Here is a 20,281-nt window from a genome sequence, read left to right as displayed (position 1 = left end):
CATTTTGCAGGCGGGGGTTTCTTCTATAAATATTCCTACTTTACGAAAACAGTTAATTTTTGAAAGGAGAAATGACATGCTAAACGGTTCACATGTTGTACTCGGCGTAACTGGAGGCATTGCTGCATATAAGGCTTGTGCACTAACAAGTAAACTGGTCCAAAAGGGTGCAATAGTAAAAGTTATTATGACAGAAAGCGCACAGGAATTTGTCAGTCCGTTAACTTTTCAGGCGTTATCTCGTAATCCAGTTTATACAGATACATTCGATGAAAAAGATTCAGAAAAAATAGCCCATATTGATTTAGCGGATTGGGCTGATTTATTTATAATTGCACCAGCAACAGCGAATATGATTGGTAAAATCGCTAATGGGATAGCTGATGATATGTTATCTACTACTATTACTGCAACAAGAGCGGATGTTTATATAGCGCCTGCAATGAACGTACATATGTATGCACATCCTGCTGTGGTTAATAATATGAAAAGATTAGAATCGTGGGGTTATAAATTTATTGAACCTGGTGATGGTTATCTTGCTTGTGGGTATGTTGGAAAAGGAAGATTAGAAGAGCCAGAAACAATTGTAGCAGTTTTGGAAGAGAACAAGAAAATGAGTAAAGTATTAGCAAATAAAAAGGTTTTAATTTCAGCTGGACCAACACAAGAAAAAATCGATCCTGTTCGTTTTTTTACAAATCATTCTTCTGGGAAGATGGGTTTTGCTTTAGCTGAAGTAGCAGCACAATTTGGTGCAGAGGTCACACTTGTTTCAGGTCCTGTAGAATTAGATACACCAGCTAATGTAAATCGTGTTGACATTGTTTCAGCAAGTGAAATGCATGAGCAAATGAATCGTTATTTTTCCACAAGTGATATCGTAATTAAAGCAGCCGCAGTTGCAGATTATCGACCTAAAACAACGTATGACAGAAAAATGAAAAAGATAGATGGAGATTTAATGCTTGAATTTGAACGTACGACAGACATTTTAAAAGAGTTAGGTAGCAAAAAAACCGATCAATTTTTAGTAGGTTTCGCTGCTGAGACTGATAATCTAATGGAACAAGGTCAAAAGAAATTAGTTAGCAAAAATTTGGATGCGATTATTGTTAATGATATTCAAGCTAAAGGTGCTGGTTTTAAATCAAATACAAACGATGTCACATACATGCATCGTTCTGGTGTTACGACGCACTTTGGATTAGCGCAAAAAAAAGAAATAGCAAAACAAATCTTAGAACAAATAATCAACGATCTAAAGGCTGATGAGAAGTGAATATTGCTAAAGTAGTAGTCGATGTGCCTGCCTCTCAAACCAATCGTGTATTTGATTACGAGATACCAGAAACGTTACAGGGGTCGATACATCGAGGCATGCGCGTCATTGTTCCATTTGGACCAAGGAAGATTATGGGGTATATTCTGGAGCTTACGGATCAATCGGATTTCTCGCCACTAAAGAAGATTATGGCGTTAATGGATGTCACACCTGTGTTGACAGATGAATTATTGGATTTGGGGAAATGGTTGGCAGAACACACAATAAGCTTTTATATTTCCACCTTTCAAGCAATGCTACCACAAGCTTTAAAGGCAACATATAAAAAGACCATGCACCGTCTAACGGATGAAAGGTTATCTGATGAGCTAGAAGAATTGTTTGCTAGTCGTGATTACCTTGAATACGAGGAATTTGTTGAAATGTCAGGATCGCATAAACAGTTGCAACAGGCAATAAAAGCAGATCTAGTAGAGATGATCTATCAGGTAAACTCGAAGGAAACATTTAAAAAGCAAATAATGATTGGATCGGGAAAGGATCCACTAGAATTAGAAGAAATAATTGCGGATTTACCAAAGCAAGCAAAGAAAAAAATAGAAGTACTACGTTATTTTCAAGATAATAGTGAGATGATTTTAAAACGTGATTTCTTGAAAAAACTGCATACAACGCAAGCAACAGTTAAACCATTAATAGATGAAGGTTTATTAATAGAAAGAAAAGAAGAAATATATCGTAATCCATTCAAAGATGATCAAATTGAGCGGACCACTGCACTTCCATTAATGAAGCAACAAGAAAAAGTAATGGAACCGATAGTTGCGTCACTTGATACAGCGAGTCATGATGTTTTTCTTTTACATGGTGTAACAGGTAGTGGAAAAACGGAAGTCTATTTACAATCTATTCAGCATGTCTTAGAACAAGGTAAAGAAGCTATCGTTTTAGTACCCGAAATCTCCTTAACACCACAAATGGTTACGCGATTTAAAGGTAGGTTTGGTTCACAAGTGGCTGTTATGCATAGTGCTCTATCAAAAGGTGAACGATTTGACGAATGGCGTAAAATTCAACGCAAGGAAGTAAATGTGGTTGTTGGTGCAAGATCAGCTATCTTTGCACCATTTGAAAATGTTGGTATTATTATTATTGATGAAGAACATGAAACGAGTTATAAACAGGAAGAACATCCGCGTTATCACACACGTGATGTTGCGATTTATCGCGGAGAATACCATCATTGTCCTGTTATTTTAGGAAGTGCAACACCAACGTTAGAATCCTATGCAAGAGCTGGTAAAGGTATTTATCAGCTGTTATCTATGCCTGATCGGATGAATGAAACAAAAATGCCTGATGTACATATTGTTGATATGCGAGAAGAACTTCATGCTGGAAATAGAACAATGTTTTCTAGACAATTAAAAGAAGAAATTGAAAAGCGTATCGAACGTAAAGAACAAGTAGTCTTATTTTTAAATCGACGCGGTTATTCAACATTTGTGATGTGCCGTGATTGTGGGTATGTTATTAATTGTCCACATTGTGATATTGCACTAACCTATCATCGGAAAACGGAAAAATTAAAATGTCATTATTGTAGTCATGAAGAAAAAATGCCTGATAAATGTCCGGATTGCTTGAGTGAAACAATCCGTTATTTTGGTACAGGAACACAAAAAGTAGAGGAAGCAATTCAAGAAGTGATACCTGCGGCACGCGTGATTCGAATGGATGTCGATACAACAAGAAGAAAAGGTGCGCATGAAAAGTTATTAGATCAGTTTGGGAACCATGAAGCGGATATTTTATTAGGTACACAAATGATCGCAAAAGGTCTTGACTTTGGTAATGTTACGTTAGTCGGTGTGTTGGCTGCAGATAGTTTGTTACACTTACCTGATTTTCGTGCTTCTGAAAAAACATTTCAACTTTTGACACAAGTAAGTGGGCGTGCTGGCAGACACCATCTACCAGGAGAAGTTGTTATTCAGACCTATACGCCAGACCATTACAGTGTAGAACTAGCCGCGCAATATGATTATGAGGCCTTCTTTAAAAAAGAGATGTTATTACGAAAGACATATAATTATCCGCCATACTATTTTCTAACATTAGTAACGGTCTCCCATCCGAATGAATTAAAAGCAATGGAAGTTACAAAGACAATTACACAGCTATTGATTAAACACTTATCGAGTCAAGTCCGTGTGTTAGGTCCTACACCATCACCAATAACAAGGATAAAAGATAGATATCGCTATCAATGCATGATAAAATACAAAAATGAACCAGAACAACGACGTGTACTGCAACGGGTTTTAGCCTATTATGAAAAAGATATACAAAAGAATGAGTTATTAATTCAAATTGATTTACAACCCTATCAATTAATGTAGAAATGAGGTATTTGATGCAGAATGTCGTATTTATGGGAACACCAGATTTCGCTGTTCCTATTTTAAAACAATTAGTAGAAGATAATTATAATGTGGTATTAGTCGTCACACAACCAGATCGTCCTAAGGGCAGAAAGAAAAAATTGACACCGCCACCAGTAAAAGATGAAGCTATTAAGCAAGGTATTCCGGTGTATCAGCCAGAAAAAGTTAAAGACACCTATCAAGAAATTTTGGAATATGAGCCTGATATTATCGTGACAGCGGCCTTTGGACAGATTTTACCAAAAGCGTTATTAGAAGTTCCGAAGTTTGGTTGTATTAATGTACATGCGTCTCTTTTACCAGAACTTCGAGGTGGTGCGCCAATTCATTATGCACTACTCCAAGGTAAAACAAAAACTGGCGTAACAATTATGTATATGGCTGAAAAGTTAGATGCAGGAGCGATTATTTCGCAGTCTGAAATTACAATTAAGCATGATGATCATGTAGGGTCTTTACACGAGAAGTTAGCTGAAGTTGGGGCAACACTTTTACAGGAAACGTTGCCAACGATTATAAACCAATCTGCTCAATCAATAGAGCAAGATGAAACCCTTGTTACGTATGCACCAAATATTAAACGTGAACAAGAAAAAATAGATTGGAACGAAACAAACGACGAAATATATAATCATATTAGAGGGCTTCATCCGTGGCCTGTCGCAAGTACGACTCTAAATGGGAATAATATTAAAATTTGGTGGGGAGAAATAGAGCATACTACTTATCAAAATAAGGTCGGAGAAATAGTAGAAGTTAGTTCTAGCGGAATCATTGTCTGTTGCGGAAATAAAGAAGGATTAAGGATTACTGAAATACAACCGTCCGGTAAAAAGAAAATGTCTGTTGCAGACTTTGTACGTGGGAGCGGTCAATCATTAAAAGTAGGCGAAAAGTTGGGAGAATAAGATGAAGAAAAAAAATGTACGAGCAAGTTCATTAGATGTTTTATTGCGAATAGGTGATAATGGTGCGTTCAGTCACTTATTAATTGATCATACAATTAAGTCAAATGATCTATCAACATTAGATCAATCACTATTAACAGAGATTGTTTACGGTACGTTACAAAGAAAACTAACACTGGATTATTTCGTATCGCATTTTGTGAAAAAACCAGAAAAATTAGCATCTTGGGTAAAGTGGTTGCTTTATCTATCCTTCTATCAAATGCATTATTTAGAGAAGGTTCCTGATCATGCAATTATTAATGAGGCAGTTACGATTGCTAAAAAAAGAGGACATGAAGGTATTTCTTCTTTAGTTAATGGCGTATTACGTAGTGCACAGCGAAGTGGTTTTCCTTCGTTTGATACAATTTCAGATGATGTTGAACGCCTTAGTTTAGAAACAAGTCATCCATTGTGGCTTGTAAAACGTTGGGTTATGGCGTATGGTATGGCTAAAACAGAATTAATTTGTCATGCTAACTTACAAACAAAGCCAATGTCTGTTCGTGTCCAACCCTTAAAAATAACACGGGATGAGGCAATCAAAGCACTGGAAGATGAAGGCTATGAGGTAGAAGCTTCTCTTTTCTCAGCACAAGGAATTGTCGTATTAAAAGGTAATGTATTAAAAAGTGACTTATTTAGTAGAAATAGTTTATCTATTCAAGATCAGAGTTCGATGCTAGTAGCAGAAATGTTACAATTAGAAGAGAATCAGATCGTCTTAGATGCATGTAGTGCGCCAGGTGGAAAGACAACACATATCGCTGAAAAGCTCAAGAACACAGGACAGATTTTTGCTTATGACTTATTAGAGAAGAAGGCAGATCTTGTTGCTAAAAAAGCAGGTGTATTGGGCTTAACCAATATTGAGACAAAGGGAGCAGATGCTAGAAACTTAGATGCCTATCACAACCCGAACACATTTGATCGGATATTAGTGGATGCACCATGCTCAGGTTTAGGCGTTATTAGAGGGAAACCAGATATTAAATACAACAAAAATGAAGCGGATATTACTAATTTAGCAACCATTCAGTTAGCATTATTAGAAAATGTTGCACATTTATTAAAAAAAGATGGTAAACTTTTATATAGTACATGTACAGTTGATACTTTAGAGAATGAAAAAGTAGTGGAAGCATTTTTACTTGCGAATACTGACTTTGAAATAGATAAGACTTTTTTCGAAACGCTACCAGAATTCATCCAAGATGCTCCTGGTTTATCTAATCTAGGATTGCAATTATTCCCGGATGATTATCAAACGGATGGTTTTTTCCTTACACGCTTGCAAAAGAAATAAAAAGACATACGTTATTAGAAATAGATTAAGTATATAATGATGAAGAATGAATGATACGGGGTGAGATGAATGAAGCAATATTTTATAACGGATCAAGGTAAAGTAAGAGAGCATAATGAAGATGCTGGTGGTATATTTCGTAATCGAGAAAACCAAGTCTTAAGTGTTGTAGCAGATGGAATGGGTGGCCATAATGCAGGTGATGTGGCGAGTAAAATGGTCATTAATTACTTTCAAAAAGGATGGCCAGAAACTACTAGCTTCAAAACAAAAGAGGAAACGGAAGAATGGTTAACAAATTCAATTAATGAGATTAATCAAAAAGTCTATGATCATGCTCAGAAGAATACAGAATGCACTGGTATGGGCACTACGATAGTGGCTGCGATTTTTACTGGTGATTTTGTTTCTATCGCGCATATTGGTGATAGCCGCTGTTATCTTTATCATGATCATATACTTCGTCAAGTAACAGACGATCATTCACTCGTCAATGAACTTGTACGATCTGGCCAAATCTCTAAAGAAGATGCTGCATTTCATCCGCGAAAAAATGTCTTGATGCGAGCTTTGGGGACAGATGAAAGTGCGTTTCCAGATGTGCGATCTGAAGAATGGAAAGAAAATGACCGTTTATTAATTTGTTCAGACGGTTTATCTAATAAAGTTAGTGATGAAGAATTTGGTGCTTATTTGGAGAAGAGTGATTCAGTTGAACTAATTGGACAACAATTAGTTAATCTAGCTAATGAGCGTGGTGGAGAGGATAATATCACCATTACTTTATCTGAGTATGAATCAGTAAAAGAAGGTGATCCGTCGTGCTAGAAGGTCGATTGCTAAATGAGCGTTATAAGGTAATGAAGACGATTGGCGGCGGTGGGATGGCCAATGTATACTTAGGGCATGACACCATCTTAGATCGTGAAGTAGCTATTAAAGTGTTGAAATTAGAATATGCAAATGATGAAGAATTTATTACACGTTTTCATCGAGAAGCACATTCTGCAACGAGTCTATCTAATCCATATATAGTTAATATATATGATGTCGGTGATGAAGATAATATCTACTACATGGTAATGGAATATGTGAACGGAATGACTTTGAAGAAATACATTCAATTATACGGTCCAATCCAAGTTGAAGAGGCAATTGCAATTATGAGACAAGTTACTTCGGCAATTGATCATGCCCATGAAAATGATATTGTTCATCGTGACATCAAACCTCAAAATATTTTAATTGATCCTTTTGGTCAAGTTAAAGTTACTGATTTTGGTATAGCATTAGCCCTAAGTGCTACCTCTTTAACACAAACCAATTCTGTTTTAGGTTCTGTTCACTACCTTTCACCAGAACAAGCACGAGGCGGTACTGCAAATAAAAAATCTGATATATATTCTTTAGGTATTGTACTCTTTGAATTATTGACAGGTCAAATACCTTTTTCTGGACAATCTGCGGTATCGATTGCTTTGAAACACTTACAATCAGATACGCCATCCATTAGACAATGGAATAAAGAAATACCACAAAGTATTGAAAATGTTGTCTTAAAGGCAACAACAAAAGATCCGTTCTATCGTTATGATTCGGTAGACGCTTTTGAACAAGATTTAATAACAGTATTAGACCCATCTCGTATAAATGAAGCACCTTTTCTTCCTCCTGAAGAAGAGGGAGAGGCAACAAAGGCAATTCCGATCATAACAGAACAATCATTTGAGAAAAATAAATCAGCACAAGATACACTCGTCCATACTAAAAATTATGTTGTAAATGAGCAACCAACAGATGATAACGAAAAAGATAAAAAAACAGGTAAAAATAAAAAAGATAAGAAAAAGAAATCGAAAAAGAAGAAAGTTTTTATATGGCTCATTATATTGTTTTTTGTTTTGATAAGCTCTGGTCTGTTTGCACTATTTGTTCTGCCTAATTGGCTTCAACCAGATGATATCACGATTCCTGAGTTAGAAGGAGAGGCATATAGTGATGCATTACAGGAACTTGTTGAACTAGGTTTGGAAGTGGAACGTGAAGATGATTTTTCAGATGAAATTCCGGAAGATCATGTCACTCGAACAAACCCCGAGGCAGGTAAAAATATTAAAGAAGGTTCATCAATAACGGTTTATGTTAGTCAAGGGAAAGAAACGGAGGATATCTCTGATTACGTAGGTCAAAATTATGATCAAGTAGAACGAATTCTCTTGCAAAAAGGATATCAAGACGTTCAGAGAAATGATACCTATTCTGATCAACCTGAAGGGCAGATTTTAGCACAGGTTGAACCTACAGCAAATAGTGCGGTTGTTCCTTCTGATACGACTGTTATATTTGACGTTAGTGCCGGGGAGAAAACGATAACGTTAGATGACTTAACTGGTATGAGTGAAGATGATGCACGAGATTATCTCGAGGCAAACAATCTATCTGCTAATGTAGAAGAAAGTAATTCAGATGAAGTGGCAGAAGGAGATGTGATTAGTCAATCACCTAGTGCCAATAGTGAAGTGGAAGAAGATTCAGTTGTTGATCTTGTCGTTTCAATAGGGGAGGAAGAACAACCGCCTATAACGCATACTGTGTCATTTACAATTCCATATACCGGTGACGCTTCAACTAACGGTAATGCTAATGAAAATGCGAACGGGAACGAAAATAACGAGAATAGTTCCGGTGAAGCACAAGAAGTACGTATTTACATTAATGACATGGATAACGATCTTACGAGTTTGTATGAGACAGAGTCGATCACAGAAGATACGGAATTTTCTGTCAGACTCACAATTGCGCCAGGTGAGACAGCAACGTACAAAGTCGAAAGAGAAGATCAAGTGATCTTACAAAAAACGATTGCATATGAAGATGTAGAGGGGTGAGTGAATGAATGCCTGAAGGTAAAATCATGAAAGCGTTAAGTGGCTTCTATTACGTAAAAAGTGGTCAAGATATCTATCAATGCAGAGGACGGGGTTTGTTTCGTAAACAAAAAATCTCACCATTAGTTGGTGATGAAGTCCAATTTGATATTAGCAATCCAAATGAAGGCTATATTTTTGAAGTGAAAGAACGTAAAAATGAATTAAGACGTCCACCGATAGCGAATATTGATCAAGCCATTATTGTTGTATCAGCGAAAGAACCTGATTTCAGCTCCCTACTATTAGATCGTTTTTTACTATTAGTCGAAGCAAATCAAATAGAACCCGTAATTTTCATTTCAAAGGTAGATATGCTTTCTGCTGATGAACTGGCGAAAATTAATTCGTATCAAGAAATTTATCGGTCTATTGGCTATCAGGTTGAAGTGTCCTCAACGAAAGATGGTTCTGACCTACAACAATTAATGCCTTATTTCTCGAATAACATATCGGTTATTGCTGGACAATCAGGCGTTGGTAAATCATCATTATTAAACAAATTGAATCCACAACTTGATATTGAGACAAATGAAATTTCATCTAGTCTTAATCGTGGTAAACATACAACCAGGCATGTTGAACTCGTAGAAATTGCTGCAGGTTTAGTTGCGGATACACCAGGATTTAGTTCATTGGAATTTGATCAAATTGATTTAGAAACATTACCAGTTTGTTTTCCAGAAATGAGAAGGTTACAGAATGATTGTAAGTTCCGTGGTTGCATGCATATAAATGAGCCCAAATGTGCTATTAAAGCTGCAGTAGAAAAGGAAGAAATTGCACCATTTAGATACAAACATTATGTTTCATTTTATGATGAAATTCATACTAGAAAGCCGAGGTATTAACAGATGACAAAAATTGCTCCATCAATTCTATCAGCTGATTTCGCACGATTGAAAGATGAAATTATAGACGTGGAACAAGGGGGAGCCGATTATATTCATGTGGATGTAATGGACGGCCACTTTGTTCCTAACATTACGATCGGACCTCTTATTGTTGATGCCATTCGTCCAGTTACAACGTTACCTTTAGATGTGCATTTAATGATAGATAATCCAGATGACTATATTGATGCTTTTGCTGATGCTGGAGCAGATATTATTTCTGTTCATGTTGAAGCATGTACACATTTACACCGTACCATACACGCGATTAAAGCAAGAGGAGTAAAAGCGGGAGTCGTTATTAATCCTGGTACACCTGTAGAAATGATCTATCCCATTTTAAAAGATGTTGATCTAGTTTTGTTTATGACTGTAAATCCAGGATTTGGTGGGCAATCTTTTATCGCAGATGTATTGTCCAAGGTTAAACAAGCAGCTGTATGGAGAAAAGAATTCGCACCACATGTAGAGTTCGAAGTAGATGGTGGTATCAATGCAGAGACAGCTAAATTGTGTACCGATGCTGGTGTCGATGTACTAGTGGCGGGAAGTGCAATTTTCAATCAACAGGATCGACATAAAGCAATTGAAGTTATTCGACATGCAACAAAATAATTTTGTGCTTAAAAAGGGGTAACGAATCATGTATACTGTAGCCATTGTAGCAGGGGGACCTGCTTCATTCATTCCAAATTTAACATTATATCAGAATCAAGTTGACTATTGGATTGGTGCAGATAAAGGTTCTTACCGTTTAATAGAAGCAAATATCAGTCTAGATCTAGCAATTGGTGATTTTGATTCCATTACTGAAGTTGAATTAATAAGAGTGAAAGAACATGCAAAGGAAATAAAAGTTTTTCCAATTGAAAAAAATGAGACCGATTTAGATTTAGCAATTTTAGAAGCGATAGCTTTAAAGCCTGATAATCTAGTTATATTTGGAGCTACAGGTGGTCGAATGGATCACACACTGGCTAATATTCAATTACTCTACCGCTTGGATCCAGATATCCAAACAAGTATAATTGATTCTCAAAATGAAATTTCTTTATTTCGTTCTGGAATCCATGATATAGAAGAAAATTATAACTTACCAATAATTTCTTTTATCCCCTTAACACCTACTGTAGAGGGTTTATCACTTGAAAACTTCTACTATCCTTTAGAAGATAAGGTAATCGAGTGGGGATCAACGCTATGTCTTTCCAATAAGCTTATTAGGAAAAAAGGTACTTTTTCTTTTGATACAGGCATATTAATAATGATAAAGAGCCGTGATGTACTTATTAGGCATGGTAATCATACAATAATATGAAGTGTTCACTTGTCATAAGGAAAAGAGGAGGGGTTCTCATTAAATTTTATACCTTTAAACTCCCAAGGTTCATTGGTGGCTTTGTTCGTGTAATCATGGGTTCATTTAAAAAGAATTAACTTGCTTCGCAGATGAAAGGAGCATAACAAAAAAGCACCTAATGATAGGTGCTTTTTTGTTGAATAAGTATAATTTTTACTGACTAGCAAAAGCTGTTCAATAAAGCGTAACTTATTATTATACGCGTTCTACTTTACCAGATTTTAATGCACGAGCAGAAACATAAACACGTTTCGGTTTACCATCTACCATAATGCGAACTTTTTGCACGTTAGCTTTCCATGTGCGTTTATTAGAGTTCATTGCGTGCGAACGGCTATTTCCAGCAGAAGTTTTACGTCCAGTTATAACACATTGTCGTCCCATATTAATCCCTCCTACTTACAGCTATCTCATTACATACTTATATAATTTATCATAAATATACGGATATTGCAATCTATTGTTTAATAATTATAGACGATAGTAATGATCTCGAATCAACTCACACTTGATACATATAAGCTTCATTTTTTAGACAAAATTCAACCTAAATAATTGGAATATAAAGAGGAAGCACTTGACAGGAATTGAGTTTTCGTCCATTGTATAAAGGGGTTTATTAGGGTTAAGGGAGATTTGAAAAGCTAGTACTTTGATTAATCTAAGCACATGATAAGTAATGAAAGAATTATTTGTTATACGTGCAAGGTGAAACGGCTTTCATAATTAATATGTTTGTTGTAATATGTAGATATCTCAAATGTTTTATATGTTAAACTGAAATCATTAGAAAAGAATAGAAAGATATGATTAAGGAGGATAATGTTATGTCTATTGAATTAACTACAAAAGACGGACATGTCACAATTACAAATGAAGTGATTTCTACAGTTGCCGGTGGAGCAGCTATTGAATGTTATGGTATTGTTGGTATGGCTTCAAAAAACCAATTAAAAGATGGAATTGCGGAAATTTTGCGTAAAGAAAACTTTTCTAAAGGTGTTGTCGTTCGTCAAGATGATGACCTTATTAGTATCGATATGTATATCATTGTAAGCTATGGCACAAAAATTTCTGAAGTAGCACATAATGTACAATCTCAGGTGAAATATACATTGGACAAAACATTAGGATTACCAATTCATGCAATTAATATTTTCATTCAAGGTGTAAGAGTACAAGCAGAATAAAAAAATATTTTTATAAATAAAACGCTAGTTACAAATTGAAACTTGTTACGTTTTTCGTTTATGAAGGAGGAAGTTCTAGTGGTTGTAAGAACTATAGAAGGTGCTAAGTTTGCACAAATGGTGCTACTTGGTGCAAACCATTTAACTAATAATGCAACAATGATTGATGCATTAAACGTTTTTCCTGTTCCAGATGGAGATACAGGGACAAATATGAATTTATCAATGACTTCAGGAGCGGCTGAAGTAAAGAAATTAGAGAATGAAACAGTAACAATCGTATCAGAAGCTTTTGCAAAGGGTTTATTAATGGGTGCCCGTGGAAATTCAGGTGTCATCCTCTCACAACTATTTCGTGGATTTGCAAAAGGTGTGAATGGTGCTCAAGTACTTGACACAAAGACATTTGCTAAGGCTTTACAAACTGGTGTTAATACGGCTTATAAAGCTGTTATGAAACCGGTTGAAGGTACAATTTTAACTGTCGCAAAGGACACTGCAAAGAAAGCAGTAGAATTGGCTGAAACTACTGATGATATCATTTTATTTATGGAAGGTGTCTTAAAAGCTTCTAAAAAGTCACTTGCGTACACGCCAGAACTATTACCAGTGTTGAAAGAAGTTGGTGTAGTAGATAGTGGCGGACAAGGTTTAGTAGTTATATATGAGGGTTTTCTAGCATCATTAAAAGGGGAAGCATTACCAGAATCCGCAAATGCAACAGTTGAAATGGATGATTTGGTAAATGCTGAACATCATAAACTTGTTCAGGATTATATGCGAACAGAGGATATCGAATTTGGTTATTGCACTGAGTTTATGGTTAAATTTGAAGATGAAAAGTTAAAGGAACATCCATATGATGAAGAAGCATTTCGTCAAGAGTTAAGTGAACTTGGTGATTCATTGTTAGTTGTATCGGATGATGAAATTATTAAGGTCCATGTGCACGTTGAATATCCAGGCCAAGCAATAGATTTAGGTCAACGATTTGGAAGCTTTATTAGCATTAAAGTAGAAAATATGCGTGAACAACATACATCAATTGTTGGTGAGCAAGTTAAAACGAAAGCAAAGCCAAAGAAAAAGCAAGATTATGCGATCGTATCTGTTGCAATGGGTGATGGACTAAAAGAATTGTTAGAAAGTCTTGGTGCTTCTGTTGTCATTCAAGGTGGACAAACAATGAATCCTAGTACGCAGGATATTACACATGCAATTGAAGAAGCGCATGCTAAACGCGTGATTATATTACCAAACAATAAAAATATTGTTATGGCCGCTGAGCAAGCAGCAGAGTTGAGTAAGGATGAAGTAGTTGTTGTTCCAACGAAAACAATTCCACAGGGAATGAGTGCATTATTAGCCTTTCATCCTGATTCTACACTTGAGACTAATAAAGCTAATATGTTAGAGGCTAGTAAGCAAGTAAAAACTGGTCAAATAACATATGCTGTGCGCGATACGCAAATTGATGGTTTAACTATCGAAAATGGGAACTTTATGGGACTTGCTGATGGTAAGATTATTACTACTGGTACAGACAAATTAGATGTTATCAAACAATTGTTAGCGGATCTTGTTACAGAGGAAGATGAAATTGTGACAATTTTACAAGGTGAAGATGCTGCCGATGAAGAAATTGCGATTATTGAATCATATATTCAGGTAGAATTTGAAGACTTGGAAATAGAAGTTCATAAAGGAAATCAACCGATTTATTCTTATATTTTTGCTATAGAATAAGTAAGAAGGCTCAGGAGTTATACCATATCCTGAGCTTTTCTTATTTTAGAATTCTCGTTATACTAAGTATAACCCCTTCGCAGAGTGAAACAGGCATATAAGTCTTGGTATACTTGGGAAGTCTCGCAATCCAAGCTGGAGTTGATGTAGTGCTCCTTGTGATGAAGTTATTGTGGCGATGTATCGAATCGGAAGACAAATGCCATCATCCTTAAAAGAAACTGCAGAAGGTGGTCTGGCTGCTACTCCAACTGGACGAGCGATTGCTGCAAAAATTTACGGAAATACGGCAAAGAAAGAGTGAGATAATTGGGAGATCATCCGATTGAGCAAGTTAAAGGAGTAGGAGAAGCTCTACAAAAGAATTTTGATGAGCTAGGTATCCATACAGTTAACGATCTACTTTTTTATTTTCCGAATAGGTATGAACATTATGAAATTAAACCTGTAAGTGAATTAAGACACGATGAGAAAGTATCGATTGAAGGGGAAGTTGTAGGAGATCCTATGCTCACTTTCTTTGGGAAAAAGAAATCACGCTTAGTACTTCACATTCAAGTTGAAGAGGTAATCATAAAAGGGATCATGTTCAATCGACCTTTCGCAAAAAAACAATTGCAACAAGGCGACATAGTAACTCTAACTGGAAAATGGGATCAGCATCGTTTACAAATTACTGTGAATCAATATAAAAAGGGTAAAGTGAAACAAGATGAGCCGATTCAGCCTGTCTATTATTTAAAGAACATATTAAAGTCAGTTCAATTTAAAAAAATAATGATGCAAGCAATGGATCAATTTGCAGATGAGATTGAAGAAATTCTACCAAATCAGTATACAGAAGCATATAAGTTACCAGGGCGTGCCATAGCACTAAGGGAAATGCATTTTCCTTCTAATTTTCAAGCCCTTAAGCATGCGAAGCGTCGGTTTATTTATGAAGAGCTTTTACTATTTCAATTAAAAATGCAGCTATTTCGTAAAAGAGATCGAGAGCGTACAAATGGAAACAGTCAACTATATGATCAATCAAAAGTTAATCAGTTTATTGAAACGTTACCATTTAAGTTAACAGACGCACAGAAACGTTCGCTTGATGAAATATTAGTAGATTTACGTGCCCCTTATCGAATGAATCGATTATTACAAGGTGATGTAGGTTCAGGGAAAACAGCTGTAGCTGCAATTGCCTTGTTTGCTTCTATTACTTCCAAAAAGCAAGGCGCGATCATGGTGCCAACTGAAATATTGGCTGATCAGCATTATGAATCATTGCAATCTTTATTCGATGGATACGGAACGATTACGTTATTAACTGGTTCTGTTAAGGGGAAAAAGCGAAAAGAGATTCTAGAAAAAATCAAGACGCATCAAGTGGATATTATTATTGGTACCCATGCATTAATTCAAGATGAGGTCATCTTTGCTAATTTAGGAACGGTTATTGTCGATGAGCAACATCGCTTTGGTGTTAATCAGCGAAAGACATTGCGTGATAAAGGGATGGACCCAGATGTGCTATTTATGACAGCCACACCAATTCCGAGAACGCTTGCTATTACAAGTTATGGCGATATGGATGTTTCACAAATTGATGAAATGCCGGTTGGTCGTAAAACAGTTGAAACGTATTGGGTTAAGGAAAACATGCTGCCACGACTATTACAATTCATTCAAAAAGAAGTGGATAGTGGTTATCAAACGTATGTTATTTGTCCATTAATTGAAGAATCAGATAAACTAGATATTCAAAATGCTGTAGATTTATATAATCAACTGCAAGTTACATTTCCTTCATCCACTAAAGTTGGGTTATTGCATGGTAGGTTACATAGTGATGAAAAAGAGAATGTCATGCAGCAATTTGCGGCTAATGAGATTCATGTTTTAGTTTCTACGACAGTTGTAGAAGTAGGTGTAAATGTTCCAAATGCGACAGTTATGCTTGTTTATGATGCAGAACGCTTTGGTTTATCACAATTACACCAGTTAAGAGGAAGAGTAGGACGAGGGAAAGCGCAAAGTTATTGTATTTTACTCGCTGACCCTAAAGGTGAAGTGGGTAAAGAACGTATGAAAATTATGACGGAAACAAGTAATGGGTTTGAATTAGCGGAACAAGATTTACAATTAAGAGGCCCAGGTGACTTTTTCGGAAAAAAACAAAGTGGTTTACCGGAATTTAAAGTAGCAGATATCGTCCAAGATTATCGCGCATTAGAAACGGCAAGAAATGATGCGCAATCAATTGTTTATCAAGATCGATTGAAAGATCCAAATTATCATGCACTTAAAAACTACATCACAAAAGAATTAAACAATAATGGAGGTTCATTTGACTAAAGGGACTTGCATCTTTTTCTTTGGTATTATATATTACTATTAGTACCTACTCATAATATCGAGATTCTCTTTAGTTTTACATTAGAAGTGATGAGAAAACTAGGACGGTGTATAAATAAATGAAATTACCTAAAAAACATAGGCAACAAAAATTACAAGATACAATTAAAGAAATGCCTTTTATTACAGATGAAGCGTTGGCAAAACAGTTTGGCGTTAGTATTCAAACGATTCGATTGGACCGAATGGAATTAGCGATTCCTGAGTTACGTGAACGTATAAAATCTGTCGCAACAGATCAGTGGAATGAAACCGTAAAAGCATTGCCAATTGACGAAGTAATTGGTGAAGTGATTGATTTAGAATTAGACAATCGTGCAATTTCTATTTTAGATATTAGTAGTGAGCATGTATTCTCGCGTAATGATATCGCTCGTGGTCATCATTTGTTTGCGCAAGCGAATTCATTAGCTGTAGCAGTTATTAATGACGAATTAGCTTTAACAGCTAAGGCTGAGATAAAATTCACGAGGCAAGTGAAACAAGGGGAACGCGTTATAGCAAAAGCTAAGGTAGTAACGGCTGTTGAAAACCAACGTACATCGGTTGAAGTAGATAGTTATGTTGATAATGAGATTGTTTTTTCTGGTGTGTTCGATATGTATCGTTCAACAGAACAAAAAGGAGAAGATCGACATGAAGATAGCAATTGATGCAATGGGTGGCGACCATGCTCCAGAAGCAGTAGTAAAAGGGGCTATGGAAGCTGTTAAACAAATTAAAAACCTTGAAATTATACTAGTGGGGGATCAAGAAAAAATTACTCCACATTTAACGATTGATAGCAAGATATCGATTATACATACAACAACTGTAATAACTGGTGAAGAGGAACCTGTTCGAGCTGTTCGCAGAAAAAAGGACTCTTCTCTTGTTTTAATGGCAAATGAAGTGAAGGAAAATCGAGCTGACGCCTGTGTATCAGCAGGAAGTACTGGAGCATTGATGAGCGCGGGACTGTTTCAGGTCGGTCGAATAAAAGGGATAGAGAGGCCAGCATTAAGCCCAACCTTACCTACTAAAGATCAAAAAGGATTTTTATTATTAGATGTTGGTGCTAATGTAGACGCAAAAGCGAAACACCTCGTTCAATTTGCAATTATGGGTACGATTTATAGTGAAAAAGTCCGCGGAATTAAGTCACCGCGAGTAGGCCTACTGAATATTGGAACAGAGGATGGTAAAGGCAATGAGCTAACAAAAGCTGCTTTTTCTTTATTAAAACAAGCTCCGATTAACTTTATTGGTAATGTAGAGGCACGCGATTTACTTGAAGGTGTTGCAGATGTCGTTGTTACAGATGGTTTTAGTGGTAATATAACGCTGAAAACAATTGAAGGTACAGCTTCAACTATGTTTTCTATGTTGAAAAAGTCATTTATGGCTAATATGAAGACAAAAGTAGCAGCCGGATTAATGAAGAATGACTTAAAAAAATTAAAAGATCAATTAGACTATGCAGAATATGGTGGTGCAGGACTTTTTGGTTTGCAAGCACCTGTTATCAAAGCACATGGTTCTTCAAATGCCCGTGCGATTTTCAGTGCAATTAAACAAGCCTGTTATATGGTGGAATATGATGTTACGAAAACAATTGAAACAACTGTAGCAGAATATGACGCTAGTGAGGAGGAATAATATGAAACGTGTAGCCTTTATATATCCCGGACAAGGATCGCAACAAGTAGGGATGGGAGAAGCATTATATCAAACGTACCCGGTGGTAAAAGAACTTTTTGAACAAGCTAATGGCTTACTAAATATAGATTTAATGAATCTTATGTTTGCAGGTCCAGATGATAAGTTAAAGCAAACAGAGAACGCGCAACCCGCCTTATTACTTACTAGTGTCGCTATTACAAAGGTACTTTCTGAGTACGGTATTAAACCTGTCCGTTTAGCGGGGCATAGTCTTGGTGAATATAGTGCACTCGTTGCAGCAGATGCTATCCAATTTCAGGATGCCTTACCATTAGTGCAAGCTAGAGGTCGGTTAATGGAAGAAGCATACCCGAAAGGTCAAGGCCTAATGGCTGCAGTTCTAGGCATGGAGCAAGATGCACTACAAAAGGAATTAGAACAAATTCAAAGTGAAACAAATGAAGTGATTGAAATTGCTAACTTGAATTGTCCAGGTCAAATTGTTATTTCTGGAACTAAAGGAGCGATTGAGCTTGCGGTTACGAAGTTAAAAGAAGCTGGAGCGAAACGAGTATTGCCATTGAATGTAAGTGGTCCATTTCATTCTAGTTTAATGAAACCTGCCGCTAAGGCATTATCTAAACGATTAGAACAAGTGGATGTTACAAACGCTTCAATCCCTGTATATGCGAATGTATCAGCTGAAGAAGTGATGGACCAAGCAGAGATTAAACAATTACTAATTGAACAATTGTATTCACCAGTCCGTTTTGAAGAAATTTTACACCGTTTGAATGAGGATTCATTAGATGCTATCGTGGAAATTGGTACTGGAAAAGTCTTAACCGGATTAATGAAAAAAGTTAATCGCCGTATGACCACTTTCTCTATCCAAGATCCAGAATCACTTCAGGCGTTTATTTCATGGTATAAGGAGGAATCTTGATGCTAAAAGGTAAAGTAGCACTTGTAACAGGAGCTTCACGAGGAATTGGCAGAGCGGTTGCGTTAGAGCTTGCATCGCATGGCGTGAAAGTTGCCATCAACTTTGCTGGCAACGAAATAAAAGCACAACAAGTTGTTGATGAGATAGAAGCGCTAGGCATAGAGGCAATTAAGATCCAAGCAAATGTTACAGTAGAGTCAGAAGTAAAAGATATGGTCAAGCAAGTAACGGAAACGTTTGGTAGTTTGGATATTTTGGTTAATAATGCGGGTATAACACGTGATAATTTAATTATGCGCATGAAAGAAGAGGAATTTGATGAAGTAATTCAAACAAATTTAAAAGGTGTTTTTCTCACCACGAAAGCTGTTACAAGACAAATGATGAAGCAAAGGGCTGGTCGAATTATTAATGTTGCCTCAGTGGTGGGTATTAGTGGTAACGCCGGCCAAGCAAATTATGTTGCAGCAAAAGCTGGTGTTATTGGTATGACGAAAACAGCTGCAAAAGAGTTAGCTACACGCAATATATTAGTAAATGCAGTTGCACCGGGATTTATTGAAACAGATATGACAGCTAAATTATCAATGGAGCAACGTAAAGCGATGTCGGATTTAATACCTCTTGCAAGATTAGGGAGTGGTGATGACGTCGCAAAAGTTGTCCGATTCTTAGCTTCCGATGATGCAAGTTATATTACTGGACAAACTATACAAGTTGATGGTGGTATGGTAATGTAGAATTTGTTATTCTCTTGTGACTTTGAAAGGGGGTGAACGAAAGATGGCAGATACATTTGAACGCGTAAAGAAAATTGTGATCGATCGCCTAGATGTTGAAGAAGATAAAGTAACTTTGGAGGCATCTTTTAAAGATGATTTAGAAGCAGATTCATTAGATGTTGTTGAACTTGTTATGGAATTAGAAGATGAGTTTGATATGGAAATAGCTGATGAAGATGCTGAAAAACTTCAAACGGTTGGTGATGCTGTAACATACATAGACAGCCAATCATAATACATGGTACTAATTTAAAAGTCTCGCTCATAAAGCGAGACTTTTAACATATGGCTCTTTTCGAAAACATTGTTGCTTTTCAATATACGGACTTGATGAAAATTGTAACATAACAGAAGATCCTTACCCACTAAGGTGGATATTAGCGTATCAAGTGAAATTGGCGACAT

The 20,281-nt window shown here is 36.3% G+C and carries 19 protein-coding genes and 1 pseudogene; 19 read left to right on the top strand and 1 reads right to left on the bottom strand.

Annotation, left to right across the window (positions count from 1 at the left end; all coding sequences use genetic code 11):
• Window positions 1–76: 76 nt before the first annotated feature.
• The 10 genes from coaBC to spoVM all read left to right on the top strand — a co-directional run bounded on the left by coaBC (window position 77) and on the right by spoVM (window position 11,245).
• Window positions 77–1,282, top strand: coding sequence for a bifunctional phosphopantothenoylcysteine decarboxylase/phosphopantothenate--cysteine ligase CoaBC (gene coaBC, locus D2K60_RS09485; protein WP_117169758.1), 1,206 nt, complete (start codon window positions 77–79; stop codon window positions 1,280–1,282).
• The gene (priA, locus tag D2K60_RS09480) at window positions 1,279–3,687 is read left to right on the top strand and encodes a primosomal protein N' (RefSeq protein WP_117169757.1); all 2,409 of its coding nucleotides are present in this window, start codon (window positions 1,279–1,281) and stop codon (window positions 3,685–3,687) included. The genes coaBC and priA overlap by 4 nt, the downstream gene beginning before the upstream one ends.
• Before the next feature lie 14 nt (window positions 3,688–3,701).
• Window positions 3,702–4,640 (top strand): methionyl-tRNA formyltransferase, encoded by a 939-nt coding sequence (gene fmt / locus D2K60_RS09475; protein WP_117169756.1) that lies wholly within the window; start codon window positions 3,702–3,704, stop codon window positions 4,638–4,640.
• Window position 4,641: 1 nt separating this feature from the next.
• Window positions 4,642–5,988 carry a 16S rRNA (cytosine(967)-C(5))-methyltransferase RsmB gene (gene rsmB, locus D2K60_RS09470; protein ID WP_117169755.1) on the top strand — a complete coding sequence of 449 codons (1,347 nt, stop codon included), beginning with the start codon at window positions 4,642–4,644 and terminating at the stop codon, window positions 5,986–5,988.
• A 69-nt stretch (window positions 5,989–6,057) separates the two neighbouring features.
• Window positions 6,058–6,816: a Stp1/IreP family PP2C-type Ser/Thr phosphatase gene (locus tag D2K60_RS09465; protein ID WP_117169754.1), complete on the top strand. Its 759-nt coding sequence runs from the start codon at window positions 6,058–6,060 to the stop codon at window positions 6,814–6,816.
• The gene (gene pknB, locus D2K60_RS09460) at window positions 6,810–8,876 is read left to right on the top strand and encodes a Stk1 family PASTA domain-containing Ser/Thr kinase (RefSeq protein WP_117169753.1); all 2,067 of its coding nucleotides are present in this window, start codon (window positions 6,810–6,812) and stop codon (window positions 8,874–8,876) included. The genes D2K60_RS09465 and pknB overlap by 7 nt, the downstream gene beginning before the upstream one ends.
• Before the next feature lie 8 nt (window positions 8,877–8,884).
• Window positions 8,885–9,766 carry a ribosome small subunit-dependent GTPase A gene (gene rsgA, locus D2K60_RS09455; RefSeq protein ID WP_117169752.1) on the top strand — a complete coding sequence of 294 codons (882 nt, stop codon included), beginning with the start codon at window positions 8,885–8,887 and terminating at the stop codon, window positions 9,764–9,766.
• Window positions 9,767–9,769: 3 nt separating this feature from the next.
• Window positions 9,770–10,423 (top strand): ribulose-phosphate 3-epimerase, encoded by a 654-nt coding sequence (rpe, locus tag D2K60_RS09450; RefSeq protein ID WP_117169751.1) that lies wholly within the window; start codon window positions 9,770–9,772, stop codon window positions 10,421–10,423.
• A gap of 28 nt (window positions 10,424–10,451) precedes the next feature.
• The gene (locus D2K60_RS09445) at window positions 10,452–11,126 is read left to right on the top strand and encodes a thiamine diphosphokinase (RefSeq protein ID WP_117169750.1); all 675 of its coding nucleotides are present in this window, start codon (window positions 10,452–10,454) and stop codon (window positions 11,124–11,126) included.
• A complete protein-coding gene (gene spoVM / locus D2K60_RS09440; RefSeq protein ID WP_240335288.1) occupies window positions 11,123–11,245 on the top strand; it encodes a stage V sporulation protein SpoVM in 123 nt (40 codons plus the stop codon). The genes D2K60_RS09445 and spoVM overlap by 4 nt, the downstream gene beginning before the upstream one ends.
• Before the next feature lie 118 nt (window positions 11,246–11,363).
• Here spoVM and rpmB read toward each other — a convergent pair whose 3' ends face one another.
• Entirely contained in the window at window positions 11,364–11,552 is a 189-nt protein-coding gene (gene rpmB, locus D2K60_RS09435; protein WP_117169749.1) for a 50S ribosomal protein L28, read from the bottom strand.
• A gap of 443 nt (window positions 11,553–11,995) precedes the next feature.
• Between rpmB and D2K60_RS09430 the strand changes: the two genes are divergently transcribed.
• From D2K60_RS09430 to D2K60_RS09390, 9 genes and pseudogenes are all read left to right on the top strand, one after another.
• Window positions 11,996–12,358, top strand: a complete 363-nt coding sequence (locus D2K60_RS09430) for an Asp23/Gls24 family envelope stress response protein (protein ID WP_112180806.1) — start codon at window positions 11,996–11,998, stop codon at window positions 12,356–12,358.
• A gap of 78 nt (window positions 12,359–12,436) precedes the next feature.
• Window positions 12,437–14,104, top strand: coding sequence for a DAK2 domain-containing protein (locus D2K60_RS09425; RefSeq protein WP_117169748.1), 1,668 nt, complete (start codon window positions 12,437–12,439; stop codon window positions 14,102–14,104).
• A 154-nt stretch (window positions 14,105–14,258) separates the two neighbouring features.
• Window positions 14,259–14,408, top strand: a pseudogene (locus tag D2K60_RS09420) (L-serine ammonia-lyase, iron-sulfur-dependent, subunit alpha); the annotation flags it as partial.
• Between the two features lie 5 nt (window positions 14,409–14,413).
• Window positions 14,414–16,447: an ATP-dependent DNA helicase RecG gene (gene recG, locus D2K60_RS09415; protein ID WP_117169747.1), complete on the top strand. Its 2,034-nt coding sequence runs from the start codon at window positions 14,414–14,416 to the stop codon at window positions 16,445–16,447.
• A gap of 119 nt (window positions 16,448–16,566) precedes the next feature.
• Window positions 16,567–17,160 carry a transcription factor FapR gene (fapR, locus tag D2K60_RS09410; RefSeq protein WP_117169746.1) on the top strand — a complete coding sequence of 198 codons (594 nt, stop codon included), beginning with the start codon at window positions 16,567–16,569 and terminating at the stop codon, window positions 17,158–17,160.
• On the top strand, window positions 17,144–18,145 hold the full coding sequence (gene plsX, locus D2K60_RS09405; protein WP_117169745.1) for a phosphate acyltransferase PlsX: 1,002 nt from the start codon (window positions 17,144–17,146) through the stop codon (window positions 18,143–18,145). Before fapR ends, plsX begins: the two co-directional genes overlap by 17 nt.
• Before the next feature lies 1 nt (window position 18,146).
• Complete coding sequence (gene fabD / locus D2K60_RS09400; RefSeq protein ID WP_117169744.1) at window positions 18,147–19,094, top strand: ACP S-malonyltransferase; 948 nt, start codon at window positions 18,147–18,149, stop codon at window positions 19,092–19,094.
• The gene (fabG, locus tag D2K60_RS09395; protein ID WP_117169743.1) at window positions 19,094–19,834 is read left to right on the top strand and encodes a 3-oxoacyl-[acyl-carrier-protein] reductase; all 741 of its coding nucleotides are present in this window, start codon (window positions 19,094–19,096) and stop codon (window positions 19,832–19,834) included. Before fabD ends, fabG begins: the two co-directional genes overlap by 1 nt.
• Window positions 19,835–19,877: 43 nt before the next feature.
• On the top strand, window positions 19,878–20,111 hold the full coding sequence (locus D2K60_RS09390; protein ID WP_117169742.1) for an acyl carrier protein: 234 nt from the start codon (window positions 19,878–19,880) through the stop codon (window positions 20,109–20,111).
• Window positions 20,112–20,281: the final 170 nt, after the last annotated feature.

It is taken from the genome of Paraliobacillus sediminis, assembly GCF_003426055.1.
This window is presented reverse-complemented; position numbering and strand designations above follow the sequence as displayed.

Bases quoted from the DNA above. Each gene is read 5' to 3' on its own strand.
- fabD (WP_117169744.1), top strand. From the start codon at position 18,147: ATGAAACGTGTAGCCTTTATATATCCCGGACAAGGATCGCAACAAGTA.
- plsX (WP_117169745.1), top strand. From the start codon at position 17,144: ATGAAGATAGCAATTGATGCAATGGGTGGCGACCATGCTCCAGAAGCA.
- rsmB (WP_117169755.1), top strand. From the start codon at position 4,642: ATGAAGAAAAAAAATGTACGAGCAAGTTCATTAGATGTTTTATTGCGA.
- coaBC (WP_117169758.1), top strand. From the start codon at position 77: ATGCTAAACGGTTCACATGTTGTACTCGGCGTAACTGGAGGCATTGCT.
- fmt (WP_117169756.1), top strand. From the start codon at position 3,702: ATGCAGAATGTCGTATTTATGGGAACACCAGATTTCGCTGTTCCTATT.
- rsgA (WP_117169752.1), top strand. From the start codon at position 8,885: ATGCCTGAAGGTAAAATCATGAAAGCGTTAAGTGGCTTCTATTACGTA.
- rpe (WP_117169751.1), top strand. From the start codon at position 9,770: ATGACAAAAATTGCTCCATCAATTCTATCAGCTGATTTCGCACGATTG.
- D2K60_RS09465 (WP_117169754.1), top strand. From the start codon at position 6,058: ATGAAGCAATATTTTATAACGGATCAAGGTAAAGTAAGAGAGCATAAT.
- fabG (WP_117169743.1), top strand. From the start codon at position 19,094: ATGCTAAAAGGTAAAGTAGCACTTGTAACAGGAGCTTCACGAGGAATT.
- fapR (WP_117169746.1), top strand. From the start codon at position 16,567: ATGAAATTACCTAAAAAACATAGGCAACAAAAATTACAAGATACAATT.
- D2K60_RS09445 (WP_117169750.1), top strand. From the start codon at position 10,452: ATGTATACTGTAGCCATTGTAGCAGGGGGACCTGCTTCATTCATTCCA.
- D2K60_RS09390 (WP_117169742.1), top strand. From the start codon at position 19,878: ATGGCAGATACATTTGAACGCGTAAAGAAAATTGTGATCGATCGCCTA.
- spoVM (WP_240335288.1), top strand. From the start codon at position 11,123: ATGAAGTGTTCACTTGTCATAAGGAAAAGAGGAGGGGTTCTCATTAAA.
- rpmB (WP_117169749.1), bottom strand. From the start codon at position 11,552: ATGGGACGACAATGTGTTATAACTGGACGTAAAACTTCTGCTGGAAAT.
- D2K60_RS09430 (WP_112180806.1), top strand. From the start codon at position 11,996: ATGTCTATTGAATTAACTACAAAAGACGGACATGTCACAATTACAAAT.